Consider the following 22,786-nt stretch of genomic DNA (forward strand, 5'->3'; position numbering starts at 1 on the left):
TCACCTCCCCTCAAATATTATATAAAATATTGTCCAAAAAAACTAGGTGAAATCGATTCTTTTATTACATTACCATTCCGCCATCAACATTTAACGTTTGTCCTGTAATATATTTGCTTTGATCAGCAGCAAAAAACGTTACAGTATTTGCGATATCTTGCGCTTCACCAAACTGAGCTGCAGGAATTAATTTTAACATTTCGGCTTTTATATTTTCATCTAATACATCCGTCATATCAGTCGCAATAAAGCCTGGAGCAATTGCATTTACAGTAATATTTCGGCTCGCTAATTCTTTTGCTGATGTTTTTGTTAATCCAATTACACCAGCTTTAGCAGCAACATAGTTTGCTTGTCCTGGGTTTCCTGTTACTCCGACAACAGAAGCGATATTAATAATACGTCCATGACGTTGACGCATCATATAACGAGATACTGCCTTCGTACATAAGAAAACACCTTTTAAGTTTGTATTAATAACTGTATCCCATTCTTCCTCTTTCATACGCATTAATAAATTATCTTTTGTTACACCAGCGTTGTTTACAAGAATATCTACTTGTCCAAACGTATCTACAGTTTGTTTCACCATACTCGTAACATCTTCAGCATTTGCAACATCTGCTCTTACTGCAATAGCATCTGAACCTAATTTCTTTATTTCATCGACTACTTCATTCGCCTTTTGCTCATTACCAGCATAATTTACTACAACATTTGCCCCTTGTTTTGCTAAATCAATCGCAATCGCACGACCAATTCCACGTGAAGCGCCAGTTACTAATGCTACTTTCCCTTTTAACATCAGTTTTCTCCTCTCAAATTTGAAATGGTATCTTTTAATGTCTCTTCGTCATATATCGCATATGCTTTCACAGAAGAGTCAATCGACTTCATAAGACCAGCAAGTACTTTTCCAGGGCCGATTTCAATAAATGTATCTACCCCTTGATTCACCATATACTCAATGGATGGATACCATAATACAGGCGAATAGAGCTGTTCAATCAGCTTTTCTTTAATATCTGTACCACGTGTAATAACGTCCGCTGTAACATTTGCAATAACAGGAATATTCGTGTCTTGAATTGTAATTTCATTTAAAACACTTTGGAATCTCTCAGCAGCTGGCTTCATAAGTGAGGAATGAAATGGTCCGCTTACTTTAAGAGGAATTGCTCTTTTAGCACCATTTTCTTTCGCTCTTTGAGAAGCAAGTTCTACTCCTTGATTTGTTCCAGAAATAACAATTTGCTTCGTGCTATTCATATTAGCAATTTGCACCGCATATCCTTCACTTGTTACTTCTTCTGTAACTTGTTTCAGCATTTCCGGATCAGCACCTAAAATAGCTGCCATTGCACCTTCCCCGCCCGGAACCGCTTCTTCCATATATTCCCCGCGTTTCCTTACAGCATATACAGCATCTTCAAAAGTTAATGCACCTGCTGCTACAAGAGCGCTATATTCACCTAAACTATGTCCCGCGACAAAATCCGGTATAATATCATACTCCTTCAAAGCTGTTAAAATTGCAAAACTCGTTGTTAATAAAGCAGGTTGTGCATTTGTCGTTAATGTTAGTTTTTCCTGTGGCCCTTCAAAAATCACTTCTGAAAGTGAATCTTGCAGCACCTCATCCGCTTTTGCAAACACTTTCGCAACCTCGTTATTATTCTCCGCTAACTGTCTACCCATTCCAACTGCCTGTGAACCTTGGCCCGGAAAAAGAAATGCTAGTTTTCCCATTTCAAATCCTCCTCTTATTGAAGCGGCTCTTTCTCCATTACATTTGAAATTGTAGGAATTACTTCTTTCGCTACCATTTCTCTTGTTTGACGAATCGCACTAAATATCGATTGGTCATTTGAAGAACCGTGAGCCTTAATGACAGGAGCTTTTAACCCAAACAATGCCGCTCCTCCATACTCCGAATAATCCATTTTATCTTTTAATACCATAAGTTTTGGTTTTAATACCGCTGCTGCTAATTTGCTCGTAAACGAACTCATTAATTGCTCTTTTAACATAGAGAATAATGCAAGTGCTGTTCCTTCTAATGATTTTAGAGCTACGTTACCTGTAAAACCATCACATACAACAACATCTGCTACACCTTGCAATAAATCTCTTGATTCAACGTTTCCAACAAAATTAATTGGTGCATCCTTGAGCATAGCAAAGACTTGTTTTGAAAGCTCGTTTCCTTTGCCATCCTCTGTTCCAACGTTTAAAAGTCCAACGCGAGGATTTTTAATTCCTCTTACCTTCTCTGCATAAACAGAGCCCATTACTGCATATTGATATAAATGGATTGGTTTTGCATCAACGTTTGCTCCAACATCTAACATCACAAAACCTTCTCCATCAACAGTTGGCATTGTAGGTGATAAAGCTGGTCGTTCAATTCCTTCCATACGACCAACAACAAATAATCCAGCTGCCATTAAAGCTCCTGTACTTCCTGCTGATATACAAGCATCCGCTACGCCGTTCTTTACTTGCTCTGCTGCCAGTACCATTGAAGCTTGTTTTTTTCGGCGAACCGCTCTTACTGGTTCATCTGTCGATTCGATTTTTTCGTCTGTATGAAGTATAGTAATTCGCTCTTCACTCGTTAAGTATTGACGAATTTCCTCTTCTTTCCCTACTAACGTAATATGTAAATCTGGGTATTCCTTAATAGCTTTCATTGCTCCTAATACTACAGCCTTTGGAGCATGATCGCCGCCCATTGCATCTATTGCGATTTTCATAAGTTGTTACCTTCCTCACTATAATTACTAGATCGATACATTTCAAAAGTGCCTGTGAAAACAAGTTCTTCTCCAACAAAGCTACGCACTTTGACAACCGTCCGTCCTTTATCATTCTCTACATCTTCAACACGTGCTTTTGCAACAACACGCTCTCCTAATTTTACAGGACGAATGTATCGAATGGTAGACTTTGCAGTTAAAGCTAATTCTTCATCAATAACCGCAACAGCTAGTGAGTTTGCTTGTGCAAACAAATGATGCCCACGAGCAATTTGATTTCTTTTAAATACATGTTCTACCTTTACTTCAAAGATAGAAATCGCATGTCTATCTAATTCTATATCGATAATTTCTCCGACAACCTCTTCTAACGGTAAAGATTTCACATCTTCTTCATGTTGTTTTGTAGCCACATGCTTAATTCGTTCTCTTAATTCAGGAATAGATAATTCCATACGATCAAGACGAACAGTTTGTATGCTCACTTGAAATTTTTCCGCTAAATCTTCATCCGTTATAAAAGGATTCGTTTCTATTGTTTGTTGTAATAATTCTTGTCTTTCTTTTTTACTTCTTCTTTTTTTCATACCGCACCATCCATTTTTATGACTAGGTACTAACAGTAGTATATAATCATTAAAAGTAGAATGCAACAAAAACTTTTGCAGACTACTCTTAGTCGAGCTTCTCTCCCTGGAACACACCTGTTCCGTCAAGATAAGCACGCAACGAAGCATACTGATCATTGTGCCAAAACGCTTCTGAATCAACTAGTATCGCCGCATCTTGTCTCGCTGTTTCTAACGCTCGATAATCATGTACCATATCAGCAACCTTAAACTCTGGCAGACCACTTTGCTTACTTCCAAAGAAATCTCCAGGACCTCGTAACTCTAAATCTTTTTCTGACAATACAAATCCATCATTTGTTTCAGTCATAATGCGCATTCTTTCTTTTCCCGTTTCTGATTTCGGGTCCGCAATTAATAAACAATATGATTGTTCACTACCACGCCCAACGCGCCCCCTGAGCTGATGAAGCTGCGATAAACCGAAACGCTCCGCGTCATAAATAACCATAACAGTCGCATTCGGTACATTCACACCTACTTCAACAACTGTTGTCGATACAAGAATTTGCACTTTATTTTCACTAAACTGTCCCATTATCTCTTCTTTTTCTTGAGATGATAGTCTCCCATGCATTAATCCAACTTGACATTTCCCTTGATAATGATGAGTCAGCATACTATGTAAGTCGATAGCATTTTGTACATCAAGCTTCTCAGACTCTTCAATTAGAGGACAAATAACATATGCCTGTCTTCCTTTTTTTATCTCTTTCTCCACAAAACCGAGAACACGATCTAACATATCATGTTTTGCCCAGTACGTTTCGATCACCTTTCTACCAGCTGGCATTTCATCGATAATAGAAACGTCCATCTCTCCAAATGCAGTGATAGCTAACGTACGCGGGATTGGGGTCGCCGTCATAAACAACACATCTGGACTTTCACCTTTCTCACGTAAAACCCGGCGCTGCGCTACACCAAATCGATGCTGTTCATCAGTAATAACGAGACCTAACCTATGAAATATAACTTCATCTTGAATTAAAGCGTGCGTCCCAACAAGGATATCTACTTCCCCTTGCTCTAATCTCGCCAAAATTTCTCGACGTCTCGCACCTTTAACAGAACTTGTTAGCAGTTCAACCTTCATACCGAAATGTGAAAACGTCTCAGCGAGCGACTGATAATGCTGTTCAGCTAAAATTTCCGTAGGAACCATCATAGCACCTTGATAATGAGCTAATTTCGCTCCATAAAGGGCAATCGCAGCAACAACTGTTTTCCCAGAGCCTACATCCCCTTGCAATAATCGATTCATGCGATAGGGAGATGTCATATCTTTCATTATTTCATCTACAACCCGGCTTTGTGCGCCAGTTAACGGAAACGGAAGTGCATCAGTAAACTCTTGCAATTCTACTGACGAAATTTCTTTTTTCGTGCCCTTTGAATTTTCCCTTTCCATTTTCCGTAATGTTTGCATTTTCAACTGGAACAAGAAAAACTCCTCATATACAAAACGGCGCCGCGCTTGCTTTAAGTCTTCCTGTCCCACTGGAAAATGTAACGCCCTGAGCGCTTCATAACGTGGTAATAATTTATACCTACTTAACAAACCGTCAGGTAACACTTCAATTATAGAGTCTCCATATTCCTTTAAAGCCTGGGCAATAAAACGGCGCATCTGCTTTACTGTCAACTTCCCTTTCACTGAATACACTGGCTCTACTTCTTGTTGACGCACAACCGGTCCAAAGTGAAGTTCTGATACAGCGATCGTTTGGCGATGCTGATCCCATTTACCAGTAATCGTTACCGTCTCATCTAGCTTTAACTTTTGTTTATAATATGGTCTATTAAAACATACGGCTGTAATTAAATAACGCCCGACAAGAACACGAACTGTAAGACGCGACTTTTTCTTTCCATAATATTGAAGTAAAGGAGCGCTATGTACTTTCCCTTCAACCGTCACACGCTCATCATGCTTCACTTCAGCAAGATCTTTCATCGCATAGTCTTCATAACGGTACGGAAAATATTCTAATAGATGAGAAACTGTATAAATTCCCATCTCGTGTAATAACTCAGATGTTTCTCCTCCGATTCCCTTTACATCCGTAACAGGAACTTGTACAACTTCATTCAAGATTCTCACGCTCCGTCACATTATTTTCTTCGATTCATTCTATAGATTCTCCATTAACATCATCGACATCTATAATCGCTCTCTTTCACCCTATATATTCTATCATAGGCATTCTAAGAGAAACTACTCTAATCCCTCTATATAAAGTGAAACTATAATCAGTGGGGGGTTGTTCATCCCCCACTGATTATTAGCCCTCACCAATCGGGCTTTTACGGGCAGTTAATCTCCCACCTAACTTCTTTGCTCCAGCCGAATTTAGGGGTGGAAATTTTACTACCCACAAATAGAGGGACAAAACAAAGATATACAACACGTAAGAAAAGAGCCTCACTATTAGCAGCAAGGCTCTTTTCTATCATCAATATGCTAGCCTTTTGAATAAAAACTAGTAATAAATTTCATATCACTACTTTTCATCCATTAGCAAGTAAGTAATCCATTTATTTTTAAAACGAATCTTTTCTTATTCTACAGAGAAGATGAAAGAATACACCGGTTGGTTCCCTGCATGTACTTCTACTTCTGCATCTTCAAAGTTCTCTTCAACAAACGCAACTAATTCAGCCACTTCTTCGTCTGTTGCATCTTCACCTTGTAGAATCGTTACGATTTCAGAATCCTCATCAATTAGTGCTTCTAGTAATTGCTTCGCAGCTCCTACTTTTTCAGCGTTTGTTGATACGATTTTTCCATCTGCAATACACATGAAATCATCTTTTTGAATTGCCACACCGTCAATTTCCGTATCACGAACAGCATACGTAATTTGACCTGTTTTCACATGAGATAAAGCTTCGTTCATGTTTTCTTTATTCTCTTCTAACGTTCCAACTGGATTAAATGCTAACATTGCAGCCATACCTTGAGGAACTGTTTTCGAACGAACAACAATCACTTCTTGATCTACTACTGAAGCTGCTTGTTCTGCTGCCATTATGATATTCCCGTTATTTGGTAAAATGATGATTTTTTCAGCATTCGCCTCTTCAATCGCCTTCACGATATCCTCCGTACTTGGATTCATCGTTTGGCCACCTTCGATAACTTTCGTTGCGCCAATGCTCTCAAATAAAGTTTTAATACCAGATCCCATAGCTACAGTCACAATACCATACGGTTGTTTCTCTTTTGGTTGATTCGTTTGTTCAGGCTCCATAGCAGGTTCATCTAATAAAGCCGTATGCTGTTCACGCATATTTTCTACTTTGATCTTAATTAGACTACCGTAGCGTTGTCCATAGTTCATAGGATCTCCAGGATGTTCCGCATGAATATGAACCTTAACAACCTCATCATCTGATACAACAAGTAGTGAATCTCCGTACACACTAATATCTTCACGGAATTTTTGTTCAGAGAAATTATGTTCCTTCATTTTTTCAGGCTCTAATTTCACCATGAATTCCGTACAATATCCATACTTAATATCTTCTGTACTCAATTGGCTTTGTACACTACGGTGATGTTCTGCGCGTACCATGTCATTCATAGATGGTTGCGTCTGCACATTAGAAGAAATAGTTTCTCCTTTTAAGTCAGCTAAAAATCCTTCATATACAACAACTAGACCTTTACCACCGCTATCTACAACGCCAACTTGTTTTAATACAGGTAATAAATCTGGCGTACGATTTAACGATGCATTCGCTTCTTTTACAACGTCTTCCATAAACAAAACAAAGTCGCGCTGTTTTTTCGCAACTGTCACTGCATATTTACCCGTTTCTCTTGCAACCGTTAAAATCGTTCCTTCAATTGGTTTCATAACCGCTTTATATGCTGCCTCTACTCCAGCTTCTAAAGCTGCAGCAAAATCAACTGTTGTTAATTCTTCTTTTTGTTCAATGGATTTAGAAAAACCACGGAATAACTGAGATAAAATAACCCCAGAGTTACCACGAGCTCCCATTAATAATCCTTTGGCTAAACTTACGCCGACTTTACCAGCATGCTGTGAAGGGTTTTCTTTCACTTCACGTGCGCCTGAAGTCATTGATAAGTTCATGTTTGTACCGGTATCGCCATCTGGAACTGGAAATACGTTTAATGCATCAACAAGCTGAACATTATTTGTTAAATTATTTGCTCCTTGAATGATCATTTGTGATAAACGTTTTCCATCAATTTTTTGAATTGACACAGATTTTCCTCCTTAATGCACATTACAAGTTTATTACTTTAACTCCTTGTACGTAGATGTTTACAGAATCTACTGCTAGTCCTACAGTTTGATCTAATGTATATTTCACTTTAGTCTGCACGTTATGTGCTACTTCTGAAATTTTCGTACCATAGCTCACAATAATATACATATCAATATGTACTTCATCTTCATCTTTACGAACAATAACACCTCTAGTGAAGTTTTCTTTTCGTAAAATGTCTGTTAATCCATCTTTTAACTGATTTTTTGATGCCATACCTACGATACCGTAGCAATCTACTGCGGCACCTCCAGCAATTGTTGCAATTACATCTGTACTAATATCAATTTGACCGTACTTCGTTTTAATTTCAATTGACATCTCGTTTCCCCCTTCATAAATGGTGAAAGTGAGCTAGACTACTTTAGTTACTATCATATAATCTTTTTAAAGAAAATTCCATCGTTCTTTCTTTTCACTCTCATATTTTATGTTTATACTACACTTTTCTATGATGAGCAAAATAGTCCATTGTTATTATACAACATGTACCACTATAATATGTCAAGCAATTTTTCTTGATTTCAGCTTTTCTTCATTGATATATGGTGTCAAGTAATTTTTCTTGATTTCTTTTTTCTACGGTGTTGCATTCTCTTTTTAGTTGTGTTAAATTATAGTAGTGTTTTTAGCATCGCAAAAAAGGCTAACATTGAAAAATTACGCATGGTAAGGTATCAAGGGAGGGAAATATAAATGGCTCGTGTTTGTGCTATCACTGGAAGAAAAGCTCGTTCTGGTAACTCTCGTTCTCACGCAATGAACGCTACAAAACGTAAATGGGGCGCTAACCTTCAAAAAGTTCGCGTACGCATCGACGGAAAAGTTCAACGTGTTTACGTTTCTGCTAGAGCATTAAAATCTGGCAAAATCGAACGTGTTTAATAATAAAAAAAAGAGCCGCTAGGCTCTTTTTTTATTATACCAATGGAAAAAGCACCGGTAATAGGTGCTTTTTTTAGTCTTTTTTGAAGGTATTTAACATCGCACGTACAATTCCACCAAGAAATTTAGGTAACTTAATTGTATAAAATCTCATGGTTTCCCTCCTAATCCCCATTACTCCACTTGTTTACTATATGATGCAAGGAGCAAAATTGTTTCTTCAATCAGTGCTTCTTATCATCATTAATATGCCAGAAGTAAATGAAAAATTACCTTTTTCCACAATGAGTTCATTACTAATACAAAGTGTCGATCCCCACTCTATTGTTTTGTTAGTAAGAGAGTACTTAAATCCACGTAATGTAATACCTTCAACTATTTCAGTAACCGGTACAAAGGATACATAAGGAAAGTTTTCATTTTCTTCAATTATATGTTTACCAACTTTTTTTACTGTTATTTCATTTTTATTGTCTACAATACACATTTCTATCTCTGCCGCTAAACCTTTTAAAAGCATTTGTATATTTGCCAAACCATGATCAAGCCTTCCACCAGTCGCGCCAAAAATACGAATGAATTTCGGTTTTTGTTCTAAAGCCCAGCTAATTGCAATTTCTAAATCTGTTTGATCTTTTTCTCGCGGAACAATATGTAACTCATTTGTTTGCTGCCTCATCCATGCTAACTCATCCTCAGTAACCGAATCGTAATCTCCAAATGCAACGGCTGGAGTGATTCCACTTTTTAACAAACGGTACACTCCCCTATCAACCGCCGCCCACACTACTTCTTCATTTTCATATCGAGAAAAATCTGCGCAGTATTCTACAGGTCCTCCTGCCAAAATATGAACAATCATTTTTTCTTCCCTTTCTATTGTAAAAAGGCAATCTGCCATTCGGTAGATTGCCTTTCTCCTTATTTTTCGCTCTATCCTGTATAAAATAGTGAAGTCTTAATTAACTAGATGCTTCACTAGAATAAAGGCCATTCATTCTTTATCCACGAATTATACGAATTGCTTCACCGCGGTCTTTTTGATTGTATACTGCTGATCCCGCTACAAGAACATTCGCTCCTGCTTCAACACAAAGTCTTGCCGTTTCAGCGTTTACACCACCATCAACTTCAATTTCTACTTCTAGATTTCGCTCTTTAACCATTTCTGCAACTTCTTTAATCTTCGGTAATACAGAATGAATAAACTTCTGTCCACCAAATCCAGGATTTACTGTCATTAGTAATACCATATCTATATCTTCTAATACATGTTCAATCACCGAAACTGGCGTATGCGGATTCAATACAACCCCTGCTTTAATGCCATGAGATTTAATTAACTGAATTGTACGATGTAGATGAGGACACGCCTCTACATGAACAGTAATAATATCCGCTCCCGCTTTTGCGAAAGTCGGGATATAGTTATCAGGATTTTCAATCATTAAATGTACATCTAATGGTAATGATGTAATCGGACGGATAGCTTCTACAATTAATGGTCCAATCGTAATATTTGGTACGAAATGTCCATCCATTACATCGACGTGAATGTAATCAGCTCCACCTTTTTCTACATCTTTAATTTCTTCCCCTAATTTTGAAAAATCTGCTGATAAAATCGATGGCGCAATTTTAATCATGACTAATACCTCGGCTTTCTCTCTCTAATTTCTTCTACGAATTGTTTGTAATTCTTATAACGATACTCGGTTATCTTTCCTTCTTCAACCGCAACTTTCACCGCACATTTCGGCTCAGAAAGATGTGTACACCCTCTAAATTTACAGTATTGGCTCGCTTCTTTCAACTCTGGAAAACAATATGTAAGATCTTCTACCTCTATATCTATGAAATCAAGCGAACTAAAACCAGGTGTATCCGCAACAAGTCCGCTCCCAACTGTAATTAATTCCACGTGTCTTGTCGTATGTTTCCCGCGCCCTAAATGTGAAGAAATATCATTTGTTTTCAATTCTAAATCTGGACGTAAAACGTTTAACATTGAAGATTTTCCAACACCAGATTGTCCTGCAACGACAGAAACACAGCCCTCTAAGAATGGTTTCAAAATATCGATACTTTCCGATGTATTTATAGAAGTAAACAATACATCATAACCCATTTCACGATAATCATTTGCAAAAGCTTCAACAGTTTCCTTCATTTTTTCATTCACTAAATCCATCTTACTAATACAAATAATCGGCTTAATATTATGATATTCAATTTGTACTAAAAATCGATCTAACAGTCCGGGATTAAAATCTGGTTCTACTGCAGAGAAAACGAGAATCGCTTGATCAACATTAGCAATAGGAGGTCTAACAAGTTCGTTTTTTCGATCAAATACTTCTAACACATATCCTTCACTCGGATTATCTGCTTGAAAAACGACTTGGTCTCCTACAAGTGGCGTAATTTTATTCTTTCTAAATACACCACGCCCGCGACATTGTGTAATTCCTTCTTCATGCTGCACATAATAAAACCCACTTAGAGCTTTTACAATTTTTCCTTCTGGCATATAATTCTCCTTTATTTTGTATAAAGTGAAACTGTAATTAATAATGAATTGACTAGAGTTCTTTAAACAATTATTTAAAAACTAACTAAATATACACCCAGTTAATATATTTAAACTACCATCACATTCAAAATATTATTCACAATCATATCACCTTTATAGCTTTTGAATCATATATTTTTGCCTGCTATACCATCCATTATATAGACAGATAACAGGCAAGAGTAATAAAGTGAAACTTTGATCATTGGGGTTTTATCGATCCCCTCTGATTAGTAAAAGCCCTCACCAATCGGGCTTTTACGGGCAGTCAATTCCTGTCTACCTTCTTTGCTTTACAGCCGAATTTTGAGGCGGGAGTCTTACTACCAACAGATAGCAGGACAAATTCCATCCTCTATTAAACAAGAATGGAATCCATTATTATTGAGCTGGATATGGTACTTCTTTTTCTATAATCGTTACTCCATCTCGAACAATTTTATAATGTCCCTTTGAACCTTCTTGAATTACAAATTCTAAAGAAATAGTCGCTGACTCAGTAATCGTTCTCGTTTCAACTGGTCTATCCATTTTTTGCTGCATATCTTCTTTATAAATTTCTATTGTTTGCGGTTTTTTCTCACCTATTGCAGAAGCTTCATATGGGATAGAAATATTATCCACTTTTACTGTTTTCGTCACTTTGGGCTTCGGACCATCAGAGATAACAATCGTTACTTTATCTCCTTCTTTTAAAGGTGTCCCAGGTTTTGGAAATTGAGAAATAACAAGTCCCTTTTCAACAGTATCTGAATACTCCCTTTTTATATCAGAAACAAGCTTTCTTTCATTTAAGTAACCTTTTACACTATTTTCAGTCCATCCTGAAAAATCACCTGGCCTAATTTGATAAGGCCCTTTACTTACCCAAATCTTCAGTTCTTGTTCTGCCTCTACTACCATTTGATCAGGCGTTGGTATTTGCTCTACGATTTCACCTTTCGGCTTATCATTTTCAATAAAATTAATGGTAACCTGTTTATATTTTTCTTCTAACTCAGCTCTTATACTCTCGAAATCTTTTCCTGTGAAGTCACTCATTTTACTTTTCTTTTTTCCACCTGATTGATAGATAGTGATTTTAGAGCTTTCTTTCACTACTCTTCCGGCTATTGGATCTGTTTTTATCACTTTTCCCACTTCAACATTATCTGTATATACAATGTTAGGTTCTGTAACTTCAAAGCCTTTTTCAACTAATGTATTTACAGCTGTCGTATACTTCATACCAGCCACATCAGGAACCTTCACATCTTTCGGAATAAAGAAGCCTGGAATAACAGTAAGCGCTAATGTTATCCCTATCGCTAAAAGTAAAAATGTTGTAATTAAAACCTTCAGCCATTTGTTACTGCGCTTTTTCTTCTTACCTGATTCGGTCTCTTCTTTTCTTGCTTGTTCATCCACTTTACTTCCTTTTAGCACAATTGTTTCATCACTCACATTTTGGAATAATTGTTCTTGTTGAATGATTGGAATCGCTTTCGTTGCTTCCATATCTTCTGGTATGTAAAATGGTTGTTCATTTATTCTTTCTGGATATAGCGCTGTTTCAATATCCCGTTTCATCGCGTTAGCAGATTGATATCGATGGAACGGATCTTTCGCAGTTGCCTTTAATATAATATTTTCAACACTTTGTGGAATATTTTCATTCCATCTTTTTGGAGATGGTATTTCATTTTGTAGATGTTTTAAAGCTATTGCAACAGCAGATTCACCCGAAAACGGTTGTCTTCCTGTTAACAATTCAAACATAACAATCCCAAGTGAATAAATATCTGATTGTTTATTCGCTATACCACCACGTGCTTGTTCTGGTGATAAATAATGTACAGAACCGAGCACCGAATTTGTATGTGTAATTGTTGTTGCACTTGTAGCTGTCGCAATTCCAAAGTCTGTGACTTTTATCACTCCATCATCTCGAATCAAAATATTGTGCGGCTTTATATCACGATGCACAATCTCAAAATGATGGGCGTGTGCCATGGCGGACGTTAACTGCTCCATTATATCAAGAGCTTCTCCTATCGGTAACATCCCTCGATCAATTATGTATTGCTTCAATGTTCGTCCAGGTACATATTCCATTACAAGATAATATATACCATCCTCTTCCCCAACATCATACATATTCACAATATTTGGATGCGACAACGTTGTAACAGATTGCGCTTCTCGATGGAAACGTTTAATAAACTCTTCATTATTTGAATAGTCGAGTCTTAATATTTTTACCGCTACATCTCGGCCAAGTATTTCATCATGAGCTAAATATACATTGGCCATTCCTCCACCGCCAATCATTTTCAGCAGCTTATAACGGTCATTTAAGCGTTTTCCAATCAGCACGTTGCACTTCACCTACTTTCGTTTGCCGAATCCGCATAATCAATAATAACGAGGGTGATATTATCTTCTCCACCACGATCATTTGCTAATTGAATGAAATGCTCTCCCTTCGCCTCGAGCTGTTCATTCAATTGTAAAATTTGTTGCATATCAGCCATAGGGACTTTGTTAGACAATCCATCAGAGCAAAGAAGCAATTGATCATCTTCTTCTAGAACTAATGTTTTAACATCTAATCCAACTGTTTCTTCTGTACCTAACGCTCTTAATAGAACATTCTTTTTCGGGTGATATTCTGCATCTTCTTTTGAAATTTCACCGTGCCTAACAAGTTCATTTACAAGTGAGTGATCTTCCGTTATAAGCGACATTTCTCCCTCTGATACCATATAACAACGACTATCTCCTATATGACCTATTGTTACAAAACTAGGTGTACAAATCGCTACGATAACCGTTGTTCCCATGCCATTACATTCAACATGCTGCTTAGAGTAAGCATATATACGCTCATTAATAATTCCAACGTTAGTATGTAACCACTTTTCTACTTTTTTAGGCTCATTCATATTATGCGTTTGCTTCCAATAATCATGGAATAATTGAATAGCCATCGAACTAGCTACATCGCCAGCTCGATGACCTCCCATTCCATCTGCTACTACCGCTAAAATATTTCCATCTAAATTGTGAAAAACTCCTGCACTATCTTCATTATGTTGACGAACTTTCCCTTTATCCGATAGAAACACGGCTTTCATCTCGTCACCTCGTCTCTTCTTTGCGCTCCTTTGCACGCAACTGACCGCAGGCTGCATCAATATCATGACCTTGTTCACGGCGAATTGTTACATTCACTCCACGATCTTTTAGCGTCTTTTCAAATAAGAAAATTTGCTCTCGTGGCGTACGTACATAATCACGTTCTGGCACGTAGTTTACCGGAATTAAGTTTACATGACATTTTACACCTTTTAAGAGCGCAGCAAGTTCTTCCGCTTGCTCAACTTGGTCATTTTCCCCTCCAAATAAGCCATATTCAAACGTAATACGACGCCCTGTTCTATTTACATAGTATTTAACAGCTTCCATTAAATCTGGTAGCTTATAAGCACGGTTAATCGGCATTAATTTTGAACGTAACTCTGTATTTGCAGAATGCAATGAAATCGCAAAATTGATTTGCATATCTTCTTCAGCGAACTTATAAATTTTTGGAACAATTCCACTTGTTGAAACTGTCATATGCCTTGCGCCAATATGAATTCCTTTTTCATGATTTACAATGCGTAAGAATGACATTAAGTTGTCATAATTATCAAACGGCTCTCCAATTCCCATAACAACAAGAGAACTTACACGCTCTTCTGTTTCATCAAGCGCACGCTGAACTTCTACTACTTGCGCTACAATTTCTCCAGCTTCTAGGTTTCGTTTTAGCCCACCAAGTGTAGAAGCACAGAACGTACAGCCAATTCGGCAACCAACCTGTGTTGTTACACAGATCGAATTTCCATATTCATGTCGCATTAATACCGTTTCAATAGAGTATCCATCGTATAACTGGAATAAGAATTTAATTGTTCCATCCGAAGACGTTTGTTTTACTAATGTATTTAAAGTAGTAATATCAAAGGAATTCGACAATTTATCGCGCAATCCTTTAGAAAGGTTTGACATATCCTCATAATTTTTTACACGTTTTTTATATAACCAATCAAAAATTTGCCCTGCACGGAATTTAGGTTCCCCTTGTTCCTTTAACCAATCTTGCATTTCATGAAGTTGTAAAGAGTAAATTGACGGTTTCTTTGTTTCTAGATTTTTCTTTTGTTTTTTTACAGTTGTTTCCATGATGCTACACCTTCTTTCTTAAACAAGCAATATAAAAGCCATCTGTTGCAAAATAATGCGGTAAAATTTGTACTTGACCTTCATCAATGTACGGACTTAATTTTTCTGGCATACGTTCTTTTATCGTAGTATCCCACTCAAATTCAGGATGCTCTTGTAAAAAACGTTCTATTACTTGTTCATTTTCTATTTTTTCAATTGTACACGTACTATAAACAAGGCGACCACCTTGTTTTAATAATGGTGCTATTTTGTCTAATATCGCAAATTGAATCGTTGATAATCGTTCACTATCGCCCTTATCTTTCCCTAACTTAATATCAGGTTTACGTCTTATAACACCGAATCCTGAACATGGCGCATCTACTAATATTTTATCAAAGGTTTCATTTTCAAAATGCTCTTGAACTTTTCTAGCATCTAATGCCTTTGTTTCTACATTTTCTAGACCAAGTCGATCTGCTTGTTGTCTAATTAAACGCACTTTATGTGCATGTAAATCAAGGGACATTACCTTACCAGTTCCCTTTAATCGCTCTGCAATATGCGTTGTTTTCCCGCCTGGGGCAGCACAACTATCAAGGACTGCATCGCCCTCATTTGGTTCTAAAGCACGTGCCACCAGCATAGAGCTTTCATCTTGAATAGAGAGAAATCCTTTTTTAAACGCTTCTGTATGCGCTACATTCCCTCTTTCAATTTGAATTGCATCATCTGACAAATCGCCACGTTTCGCTTCTATACCCTCGTTTGCTAATAGCCCAATCGCTTCTTCCACCGTAACTTTATCAACATTCACACGTGCTGTCGGTACAGGTGGTAACATATTTACTTCACACATTTTCCCTGCTGTCTCTAAACCGTATTCAGATACCCAGTCTTGTACAAGCCAAGCTGGATGACTCGTTGTAATCGCAAGACGTTCTACCGGATCCTTGATTTCTTCTAACGACGGTACACCTTCTCGCTGAATTGAACGTAATACTCCGTTCACCATGCCTGAAATCCCTTTATGCCCACGACGTTTCGCAATCTCAACAGCTTCATGAATAGCCGCTCTTTCTGGAACTCGGTCTAAATATAGCATTTGATATAAAGATAGGCGAAGCAACACTCTTACCCAAGCCTCAACCTTCTTTTTTAAAAATGGTTGTAAATAGTAGTCTAATGTGTCACGACGTTGAATTGTTCCATATACAATTTCAGTTAATAAGCCTATATCTTTTCTATCAATTGCACTTTTTTCAATCAGGTTATTTAAAAGTAAGTTGCTATATGCGCCACTTTTTTCTACTTGAATTAAACCATCAAGAGCTAACTCACGAACATTTTGTCTCATTCATTTTCTCCTAACTTCGTGCCAATTTCAGGTTTTGTTCCACGTAAAAACTGTGAACAACTCATGCGCTTTTTACCAGACGGTTGTAATTCAGTAATTTTAACACCTGTCTCATTACCTGTTGCAACAACAAATCCATCTTCTTCATGAGCGACTATTGTACCTGGTTCAGCTTTCTCTGCCATAGAAACTTTCTCTCCCCACCATACTTTTACAACTTGTCCTGCTAAAGTTGTATAAGCAACTGGCCATGGATTCAATCCGCGAATGTGATTGTATACTTCTTCACCTGTTTTTGTCCAATCAATTTTCTCTTGCTCACGTTTTATATTATATGCGAACGTTACTTCATCTTCATTTTGTTTAATTGGTTCTAGCTTACCTTGGATTAATAAAGGTACTGTTTTAGATAGAAGATGTGCACCTGCTTCACTTAACTTATCGAATAACGAGCCCGTCGTTTCACGCTCGTCAATTTCCACTTCTACTTGCGTTAAGATATCACCAGCATCTAATTTTTCTACCATATACATAATTGTAATGCCTGTTTTCGCTTTTCCTTCCATAATCGCATAATGAATCGGTGCACCACCGCGAAGCTCTGGAAGTAATGATGCATGGACATTAATACATCCGTACTTTGGTGCTTCTAAAATTTCGTTTGGTACAATCTGACCGAACGCAGCTGTTACAATTAAATCTGCCTCTAGTGCTAATACTTTTTCATATTCGTCTTGTTCACGAATTTTCAGTGGCTGTAGCACCGGAATACCATGTTTCTCTGCTTCAACTTTAACTGGAGTAGGCGTTAAAACCTTTTTTCTACCTACTGGACGATCCGGTTGTGTTACAACACCCACTACGTCATATCCATCCTCGATAAGACGACGAAGCACCGGTACAGAAAAGTCCGGTGTTCCCATAAATACTACTTTTATCATTCAAAAACCGCTCCTTTTAACACCTATTCTAATTCGTTTTCTTCATAATATCTCGTCACTTTAGATGTAAATAAAACACCATGTAAATGATCGATTTCATGCTGAATCGCACGCGCTAAGAAGTCTTTTGCTTCTAATAAGAATATTTTCCCACGACGATTTTGCGCACGCACTTTAATGTAATCTGCACGCTCCACTTCACCATAAAGTCCCGGAAAGCTTAAGCAGCCTTCGGGACCTACTTGTTCACCACGTTTTTCTAAAATAACCGGATTTATTAATTCTATTTTACCCGTATCATCACCGATATCAACAACAGCAACTTGTAAGCTCACACCTACTTGTGGTGCAGCTAAACCAACGCCATCTGCAATTAACATTGTTTCATGCATATCTTTTAACAATTTCACTAACTTTTTATCAAAGTTAATTACTCTTTCGCATGGTGTTTCTAATACTTCATTTGGATGCTTTACAATTTCTAAAACTGCCATATTTCCCTCCGCTACATTAACATTGTTGGATTAAAATCAATTGAGATTTGTAGCTCTTTTTGCATTTCTGCTTGATAATGTTCATTTACCATTTTGAGCACGTTCTTTAAGTTTGGTTCCCGTTTGTATTTTATCATGCATTGGTAACGATATCTATCTTTTATCCTTGGAATCGCTGAAGCAACTGGGCCTAATACCATTGTTTGCTGTGAGCAATGCGTTCGTAAATGACCGACAATTTTTTCCGTCACTTGGACTGCCTTTAATAATTCTGGATGAGATACGGTTACAAGCACAACGTAATAATACGGCGGATATTGTCTTGTTCGTCTCATTTGCATTTCATGTTCAAAAAACACATCATATTGCTGATTCTTTGCTAATTCTACACTGTAATGTTCCGGTGTATACGTTTGAATTACAACTTCCCCTGGCAATTCATGCCTTCCAGCACGTCCACTCACTTGCGTCAATAGCTGATAGGTCTTTTCACTCGCTCGGAAATCAGGTAAGTGCAGCATCGTATCTGCCGTTAATACACCTACAAGCGTCACTTTCGGAAAATCAAGTCCTTTTGCAATCATTTGTGTTCCCAGTAATATATCTGCTTTCTCTTCCCCAAATGCCTTTAGTAATTTTTCATGCATTCCTTTACGGCTTGTTGTATCTACGTCCATTCGAATGACTCGCGCCTGTGGAAATAGTTTTGTGATTTCTTCTTCTACCTTTTGTGTACCAGTACCAAAAAAACGAATGTATGTACTATTACAAGCCGGACACTCTGTTGGCATACTTTCCTCATGGCTACAATAATGACATTTTAAACGATGATTCATTTTGTGGTATGTCAACGAAATATCACAATGCGGACATTGTACGACATATCCACAATCACGGCACATCACAAACGTAGAATGTCCCCTTCTATTTAAAAAGAGAACCATTTGTTCTTTCTTTTCTAATCGATCTGCTATTTTCTCATGTAGTGCCTTTGAAAACATTGAGCGATTTCCATCACGAAGTTCTTCACGCATATCTACAATTTCTACGGTCGGCAAAGCTTGTTCATTCATACGTTTCTCCATCGTCAGCAACTCATAGACACCCTTTTTTGCTCTAGCAAATGATTCAAGTGTTGGGGTTGCACTTCCAAGAACGATTGGGCACTTATGATATTGCCCTCTCCACACCGCTACATCTCTTGCATGATATCTCGGATTATCTTCTTGCTTATAACTCGATTCATGCTCTTCATCTATAATGATAATTCCTAAATTTTCAAAAGGAGCAAAAATAGCTGAACGTGCACCAACTACAACTTTCACTTCTTTTCTTAAAATCTTTCGCCATTCATCATATTTTTCACCAACTGAAAGCGCACTATGAAGAACCGCAACTTGCGAACCGAACCTACCTTTGAAACGATCTACCATCTGAGGCGTTAACGCGATTTCCGGAACAAGTACAATAGCTTCTTTTCCCTTTTTCAACACCGCTGCTATAGATTGTAAATATACTTCTGTCTTCCCACTTCCTGTAACACCATATAGTAAAAATGGATTATAAGTTTCATTTGCAATTGATGATAAGATCGGTGTAATAACTTGCTTTTGCTCCTCAGTAAGCGGAAATGGTTTCGTTTGTTCAAAATCATCATCGTCATATGGATTCCGATATACTTCCACATACTTTTCTGAGATTAGTCCCTTTTTAACAAGTGCTTTTATTGGAGCATCTGTTATTTGCAACTCTTCTGTTATCACTTTCAACGGTACACTTTTATAATTTTCCACAAAATAATAGAGTACATCTTGTTGTTTTTTACTTTTCAGTTCAAATGCCGCTAATTCTAATTTATCTTCTGGCAACTCCGGCTGTACTACTCTTTGTTTTTTCTTTTGCACTTTATCCTTTACCTGATAAACAACTTCAATCGTGCCATTTTTAATTTCTTGTTGAATAGTGCGGTATAGATGCGGCTGCGTCTCAATCGCTTCCCAATCTATCGCCTCTTTGTTTTGAAATAAAAACAGTAGTTCAGGTGCTACTTCTTCTTGTTTACGAAGTTGTATCCGTTTTTTATACGTCGCTTTTATCGCTGTCGGAAGCATCACTTGAAAAGCTGAAATCATATAACATAACGTTTCACTTGTAAGCCAATATCCAAGCCTTAATAATTCCTCATTTAAAACCGGAGTAACATCTAATATTTCATGGAGTGCCTTTAATTTTTTACTTTCTACCTCAGCCGAGTCCTTTATGCCAATAATAAAGCCTTGCAATTTTCTTGGACCGAATGGAACTACTACACGCATTCCTGTTTGCACGATATCTTCCCATTTTTTAGGGATGATATAATCAAACGGCCGATCTGTTTGACGTGCTGGTACATCAACAATTACACTTGCAAACTTCATACACAATCATCTTCTAACATCATTTCGATTTGCTTTAATATTTCACGAGCCACTTCTTTCTTTGTTAAAAGTGGTAACTCAATAATCTCTCCATCTTTTCTATACATTGTTACAATATTCGTATCTGTACCAAAGCCAGCTCCTTGCGCCTTCACATCGTTCGCAACAATCATATTTGCATTTTTCTCGCGTAATTTTTTCGTCGCATATTCTTCTATATTCGTCGTTTCAGCTGCAAATCCAATAAGTAACTGTCGCTCTTTTTTCTCACCTAATGTTCTTAAAATATCTACTGTTCTTTCCAATTCAATAACAGCATCGCCATTTTGCTTTTTCATTTTATTATCGTGAACATATTTTGGGCGATAATCTGCAACTGCCGCTGTCTTGATAACAACATCTACATTCTGATAATGTTGAAGAACTGCCTCTAACATATCTTGTGCAGATTCTACTTGTCTTGTTGTTACATGTAATGGCGGATTTAATGCTGTCGGTCCTGACACAAGTATGACATCAGCACCTAAGCTTGCTGCAACTTCTGCAATCGCATACCCCATCTTTCCAGAAGAAAAATTCGTCATAAAACGGACTGGGTCAATCTTTTCACGTGTCGGGCCAGCCGTTATTAATATTCGCTTTCCTTGCAATGGTTTTTGTTCTGAGAAAACCTCTTCTAACCTTCCAATAATCACCTCAGGTTCTTCCAGTCTTCCCTTAGCTACATAACCGCATGCTAAAAAGCCTTCGCCAGGCTCAATAAATGTATATCCTAACGCTTTTAACGTCATCATATTTTTTTGAACAATTTTATTTTCATACATATGCACATTCATAGCAGGCGCAATCCAAACTGGAGCTGTAGTAGCCAACAACGTAGTCGTTATCATATCATCCGCAATACCATTCGCTAACTTCCCAATGCAATTCGCTGTAGCAGGTGCCACAAGTACAACATCTGCCCAATCCGCTAAATCAATGTGAGCGATAACCGCTGAGTCTTTTTCATCAAACGTATCCGTATATACATCGTGGCGAGAAAGCGCTTGAAATGTAAGAGGTGTAACAAACTTCATTGCCGATTCACTCATCATTACTTTTACAGTAGCACCCGCTTGTGTCAATTTACTCGTTAACGCAGCTGCCTTAAAAACTGCAATGCCTCCTGTTACACATAGAAGTATCTTTTTCCCTTTTAGCATATGACTCGTCCTCTTTCTTTTTCAAACTTATTCTACTGAAATAGAATTTTCAGCTCGTCAGTACCAATATGTTGTTCCACCTTGTTACGATTATTTCTTCCCTATCGTAAAAAAATAACAACCTACTTGTAAATAGGTTGTTACCGTTACATAGAAAATTATAAAGTCTATGTTTTAATTTGTCGAAAAGAATGTCTTAATCGATGATTTTGTCTTCACTTGGTACATATTTTAATACTTCTGCATCGATTTCTTCTAATGATTTACCTACACATTTATGAGAAACAGGTTGCTCAATAACACAATTGTTCGCAAGTTGCATTTCACGCGCACGCTTCGCAGCTACTGTTACAAGCGTATATTTAGAATCGATTTTTGTTAATAATGAATCAATTGATGGATTTAACATAATTATAGACCCTCCGTCATTTCTTTATAATATTTTGCTACTCTTTCGCGGCGGCAATGTTCGCCAACCACAATTGCTTTAATTCTGTCGCAAGCTAATTCAACTTGATCGTTTTCTACAACATAGTCATAAGCGTCCATCATTTCGATTTCTTCTTTCGCTACAGTTAAACGATTTTCAATAACATCTTCAGTTTCTGTACCACGACCGACAATTCGGTTCTTTAGTTCAGATAAACTTGGAGGTGCTAAGAAAATAAATACACCTTCAGGGAAGGCTTTCTTAACTTGAATTGCTCCTTGTACTTCAATTTCTAGGAACACGTCTTTTCCTTCTTGTAATGTTTTTTCAACATAATCAATTGGTGTTCCGTAATAATTACCAACAAACTCAGCCCATTCAAGTAACTTTTCATTACGAATCATTTCCTCAAATTCTTCTCTCTCTTTAAAGAAATAATCCACACCATCTACTTCACCTTCACGCGGTTTACGCGTCGTTACTGAAATAGAATACTGAAAACGTGTATCCTCATGGCTAAATAGCTCTTTTCGAACCGTTCCTTTTCCAACCCCAGAAGGTCCTGAAAGAACGATGAGCAATCCTCTTCTACTTCTCATAAATATGT

22 protein-coding genes are annotated in these 22,786 nt (G+C 37.4%); 1 reads left to right on the top strand and 21 read right to left on the bottom strand.

What is annotated here, in order from left to right:
- Positions 1–64: 64 nt before the first annotated feature.
- The 7 genes from fabG to LUS72_RS19090 all read right to left on the bottom strand — a co-directional run bounded on the left by fabG (position 65) and on the right by LUS72_RS19090 (position 8,011).
- Positions 65–805 carry a 3-oxoacyl-[acyl-carrier-protein] reductase gene (gene fabG / locus LUS72_RS19060; RefSeq protein WP_097830953.1) on the bottom strand — a complete coding sequence of 247 codons (741 nt, stop codon included), beginning with the start codon at positions 803–805 and terminating at the stop codon, positions 65–67.
- Positions 805–1,749 carry an ACP S-malonyltransferase gene (fabD, locus tag LUS72_RS19065; RefSeq protein WP_097830952.1) on the bottom strand — a complete coding sequence of 315 codons (945 nt, stop codon included), beginning with the start codon at positions 1,747–1,749 and terminating at the stop codon, positions 805–807. The genes fabG and fabD overlap by 1 nt, the downstream gene beginning before the upstream one ends.
- Positions 1,750–1,763: 14 nt before the next feature.
- Positions 1,764–2,756, bottom strand: a complete 993-nt coding sequence (gene plsX, locus LUS72_RS19070) for a phosphate acyltransferase PlsX (protein WP_097830951.1) — start codon at positions 2,754–2,756, stop codon at positions 1,764–1,766.
- Complete coding sequence (fapR, locus tag LUS72_RS19075) at positions 2,753–3,346, bottom strand: transcription factor FapR (RefSeq protein ID WP_000747352.1); 594 nt, start codon at positions 3,344–3,346, stop codon at positions 2,753–2,755. Before fapR ends, plsX begins: the two co-directional genes overlap by 4 nt.
- A gap of 88 nt (positions 3,347–3,434) precedes the next feature.
- Positions 3,435–5,483, bottom strand: coding sequence for an ATP-dependent DNA helicase RecG (recG, locus tag LUS72_RS19080; RefSeq protein ID WP_264447952.1), 2,049 nt, complete (start codon positions 5,481–5,483; stop codon positions 3,435–3,437).
- Between the two features lie 466 nt (positions 5,484–5,949).
- A complete protein-coding gene (locus LUS72_RS19085) occupies positions 5,950–7,626 on the bottom strand; it encodes a DAK2 domain-containing protein (RefSeq protein ID WP_264447953.1) in 1,677 nt (558 codons plus the stop codon).
- A 22-nt stretch (positions 7,627–7,648) separates the two neighbouring features.
- A complete protein-coding gene (locus LUS72_RS19090) occupies positions 7,649–8,011 on the bottom strand; it encodes an Asp23/Gls24 family envelope stress response protein (protein WP_000021109.1) in 363 nt (120 codons plus the stop codon).
- A 375-nt stretch (positions 8,012–8,386) separates the two neighbouring features.
- Here LUS72_RS19090 and rpmB point away from each other — a divergent pair, with 375 nt between their 5' ends.
- Positions 8,387–8,575, top strand: a complete 189-nt coding sequence (rpmB, locus tag LUS72_RS19095) for a 50S ribosomal protein L28 (protein WP_000124776.1) — start codon at positions 8,387–8,389, stop codon at positions 8,573–8,575.
- A 73-nt stretch (positions 8,576–8,648) separates the two neighbouring features.
- Here the strand turns inward: rpmB and spoVM are convergent, their stop codons facing one another.
- From spoVM to gmk, 14 genes are all read right to left on the bottom strand, one after another.
- On the bottom strand, positions 8,649–8,729 hold the full coding sequence (gene spoVM, locus LUS72_RS19100) for a stage V sporulation protein SpoVM (protein WP_001213599.1): 81 nt from the start codon (positions 8,727–8,729) through the stop codon (positions 8,649–8,651).
- A gap of 66 nt (positions 8,730–8,795) precedes the next feature.
- Positions 8,796–9,476 carry a thiamine diphosphokinase gene (locus LUS72_RS19105; RefSeq protein ID WP_141533253.1) on the bottom strand — a complete coding sequence of 227 codons (681 nt, stop codon included), beginning with the start codon at positions 9,474–9,476 and terminating at the stop codon, positions 8,796–8,798.
- A 100-nt stretch (positions 9,477–9,576) separates the two neighbouring features.
- Entirely contained in the window at positions 9,577–10,221 is a 645-nt protein-coding gene (rpe, locus tag LUS72_RS19110) for a ribulose-phosphate 3-epimerase (RefSeq protein ID WP_000589964.1), read from the bottom strand.
- Between the two features lie 2 nt (positions 10,222–10,223).
- Positions 10,224–11,105 (bottom strand): ribosome small subunit-dependent GTPase A, encoded by an 882-nt coding sequence (gene rsgA / locus LUS72_RS19115; RefSeq protein WP_097830948.1) that lies wholly within the window; start codon positions 11,103–11,105, stop codon positions 10,224–10,226.
- Between the two features lie 423 nt (positions 11,106–11,528).
- Positions 11,529–13,502, bottom strand: a complete 1,974-nt coding sequence (gene pknB, locus LUS72_RS19120) for a Stk1 family PASTA domain-containing Ser/Thr kinase (protein ID WP_264447959.1) — start codon at positions 13,500–13,502, stop codon at positions 11,529–11,531.
- A gap of 8 nt (positions 13,503–13,510) precedes the next feature.
- On the bottom strand, positions 13,511–14,263 hold the full coding sequence (locus LUS72_RS19125; RefSeq protein WP_097830946.1) for a Stp1/IreP family PP2C-type Ser/Thr phosphatase: 753 nt from the start codon (positions 14,261–14,263) through the stop codon (positions 13,511–13,513).
- Positions 14,264–14,267: 4 nt separating this feature from the next.
- Positions 14,268–15,356 (bottom strand): dual-specificity RNA methyltransferase RlmN, encoded by a 1,089-nt coding sequence (gene rlmN / locus LUS72_RS19130; protein ID WP_000450535.1) that lies wholly within the window; start codon positions 15,354–15,356, stop codon positions 14,268–14,270.
- A 4-nt stretch (positions 15,357–15,360) separates the two neighbouring features.
- Positions 15,361–16,695 (bottom strand): 16S rRNA (cytosine(967)-C(5))-methyltransferase RsmB, encoded by a 1,335-nt coding sequence (gene rsmB / locus LUS72_RS19135; RefSeq protein WP_097830945.1) that lies wholly within the window; start codon positions 16,693–16,695, stop codon positions 15,361–15,363.
- Positions 16,692–17,636, bottom strand: a complete 945-nt coding sequence (gene fmt, locus LUS72_RS19140; RefSeq protein WP_097830944.1) for a methionyl-tRNA formyltransferase — start codon at positions 17,634–17,636, stop codon at positions 16,692–16,694. Before fmt ends, rsmB begins: the two co-directional genes overlap by 4 nt.
- Before the next feature lie 23 nt (positions 17,637–17,659).
- Positions 17,660–18,130: a peptide deformylase gene (def, locus tag LUS72_RS19145; RefSeq protein WP_002173124.1), complete on the bottom strand. Its 471-nt coding sequence runs from the start codon at positions 18,128–18,130 to the stop codon at positions 17,660–17,662.
- A gap of 11 nt (positions 18,131–18,141) precedes the next feature.
- Positions 18,142–20,547: a primosomal protein N' gene (priA, locus tag LUS72_RS19150; RefSeq protein WP_097830943.1), complete on the bottom strand. Its 2,406-nt coding sequence runs from the start codon at positions 20,545–20,547 to the stop codon at positions 18,142–18,144.
- The gene (gene coaBC / locus LUS72_RS19155; protein ID WP_097830942.1) at positions 20,544–21,749 is read right to left on the bottom strand and encodes a bifunctional phosphopantothenoylcysteine decarboxylase/phosphopantothenate--cysteine ligase CoaBC; all 1,206 of its coding nucleotides are present in this window, start codon (positions 21,747–21,749) and stop codon (positions 20,544–20,546) included. The genes priA and coaBC overlap by 4 nt, the downstream gene beginning before the upstream one ends.
- Positions 21,750–21,945: 196 nt before the next feature.
- Positions 21,946–22,158, bottom strand: coding sequence for a DNA-directed RNA polymerase subunit omega (gene rpoZ / locus LUS72_RS19160; RefSeq protein WP_000933968.1), 213 nt, complete (start codon positions 22,156–22,158; stop codon positions 21,946–21,948).
- Positions 22,159–22,160: 2 nt separating this feature from the next.
- The gene (gene gmk / locus LUS72_RS19165; RefSeq protein WP_001257739.1) at positions 22,161–22,778 is read right to left on the bottom strand and encodes a guanylate kinase; all 618 of its coding nucleotides are present in this window, start codon (positions 22,776–22,778) and stop codon (positions 22,161–22,163) included.
- Between the last annotated feature and the right edge of the window lie 8 nt (positions 22,779–22,786).

This window comes from Bacillus cereus (assembly GCF_025917685.1).
Classification (GTDB): Bacteria; Bacillota; Bacilli; order Bacillales; family Bacillaceae_G; genus Bacillus_A; species Bacillus_A cereus_AT.

Excerpts from the sequence above, each read along its gene's own strand:
- rpmB (WP_000124776.1), top strand. The coding sequence starts at position 8,387 with ATGGCTCGTGTTTGTGCTATCACTGGAAGAAAAGCTCGTTCTGGTAAC.
- priA (WP_097830943.1), bottom strand. The coding sequence starts at position 20,547 with ATGAAGTTTGCAAGTGTAATTGTTGATGTACCAGCACGTCAAACAGAT.
- fapR (WP_000747352.1), bottom strand. The coding sequence starts at position 3,346 with ATGAAAAAAAGAAGAAGTAAAAAAGAAAGACAAGAATTATTACAACAA.
- fmt (WP_097830944.1), bottom strand. The coding sequence starts at position 17,636 with ATGATAAAAGTAGTATTTATGGGAACACCGGACTTTTCTGTACCGGTG.
- def (WP_002173124.1), bottom strand. The coding sequence starts at position 18,130 with ATGGCAGTTTTAGAAATTGTAAAGCATCCAAATGAAGTATTAGAAACA.
- rpe (WP_000589964.1), bottom strand. The coding sequence starts at position 10,221 with ATGATTAAAATTGCGCCATCGATTTTATCAGCAGATTTTTCAAAATTA.
- LUS72_RS19105 (WP_141533253.1), bottom strand. The coding sequence starts at position 9,476 with ATGGCAGATTGCCTTTTTACAATAGAAAGGGAAGAAAAAATGATTGTT.
- gmk (WP_001257739.1), bottom strand. The coding sequence starts at position 22,778 with ATGAGAAGTAGAAGAGGATTGCTCATCGTTCTTTCAGGACCTTCTGGG.
- fabD (WP_097830952.1), bottom strand. The coding sequence starts at position 1,749 with ATGGGAAAACTAGCATTTCTTTTTCCGGGCCAAGGTTCACAGGCAGTT.
- rlmN (WP_000450535.1), bottom strand. The coding sequence starts at position 15,356 with ATGGAAACAACTGTAAAAAAACAAAAGAAAAATCTAGAAACAAAGAAA.
- coaBC (WP_097830942.1), bottom strand. The coding sequence starts at position 21,749 with ATGCTAAAAGGGAAAAAGATACTTCTATGTGTAACAGGAGGCATTGCA.
- fabG (WP_097830953.1), bottom strand. The coding sequence starts at position 805 with ATGTTAAAAGGGAAAGTAGCATTAGTAACTGGCGCTTCACGTGGAATT.
- LUS72_RS19125 (WP_097830946.1), bottom strand. The coding sequence starts at position 14,263 with ATGAAAGCCGTGTTTCTATCGGATAAAGGGAAAGTTCGTCAACATAAT.
- spoVM (WP_001213599.1), bottom strand. The coding sequence starts at position 8,729 with ATGAGATTTTATACAATTAAGTTACCTAAATTTCTTGGTGGAATTGTA.
- rsgA (WP_097830948.1), bottom strand. The coding sequence starts at position 11,105 with ATGCCAGAAGGAAAAATTGTAAAAGCTCTAAGTGGGTTTTATTATGTG.
- rsmB (WP_097830945.1), bottom strand. The coding sequence starts at position 16,695 with ATGAGACAAAATGTTCGTGAGTTAGCTCTTGATGGTTTAATTCAAGTA.
- plsX (WP_097830951.1), bottom strand. The coding sequence starts at position 2,756 with ATGAAAATCGCAATAGATGCAATGGGCGGCGATCATGCTCCAAAGGCT.
- LUS72_RS19090 (WP_000021109.1), bottom strand. The coding sequence starts at position 8,011 with ATGTCAATTGAAATTAAAACGAAGTACGGTCAAATTGATATTAGTACA.
- rpoZ (WP_000933968.1), bottom strand. The coding sequence starts at position 22,158 with ATGTTAAATCCATCAATTGATTCATTATTAACAAAAATCGATTCTAAA.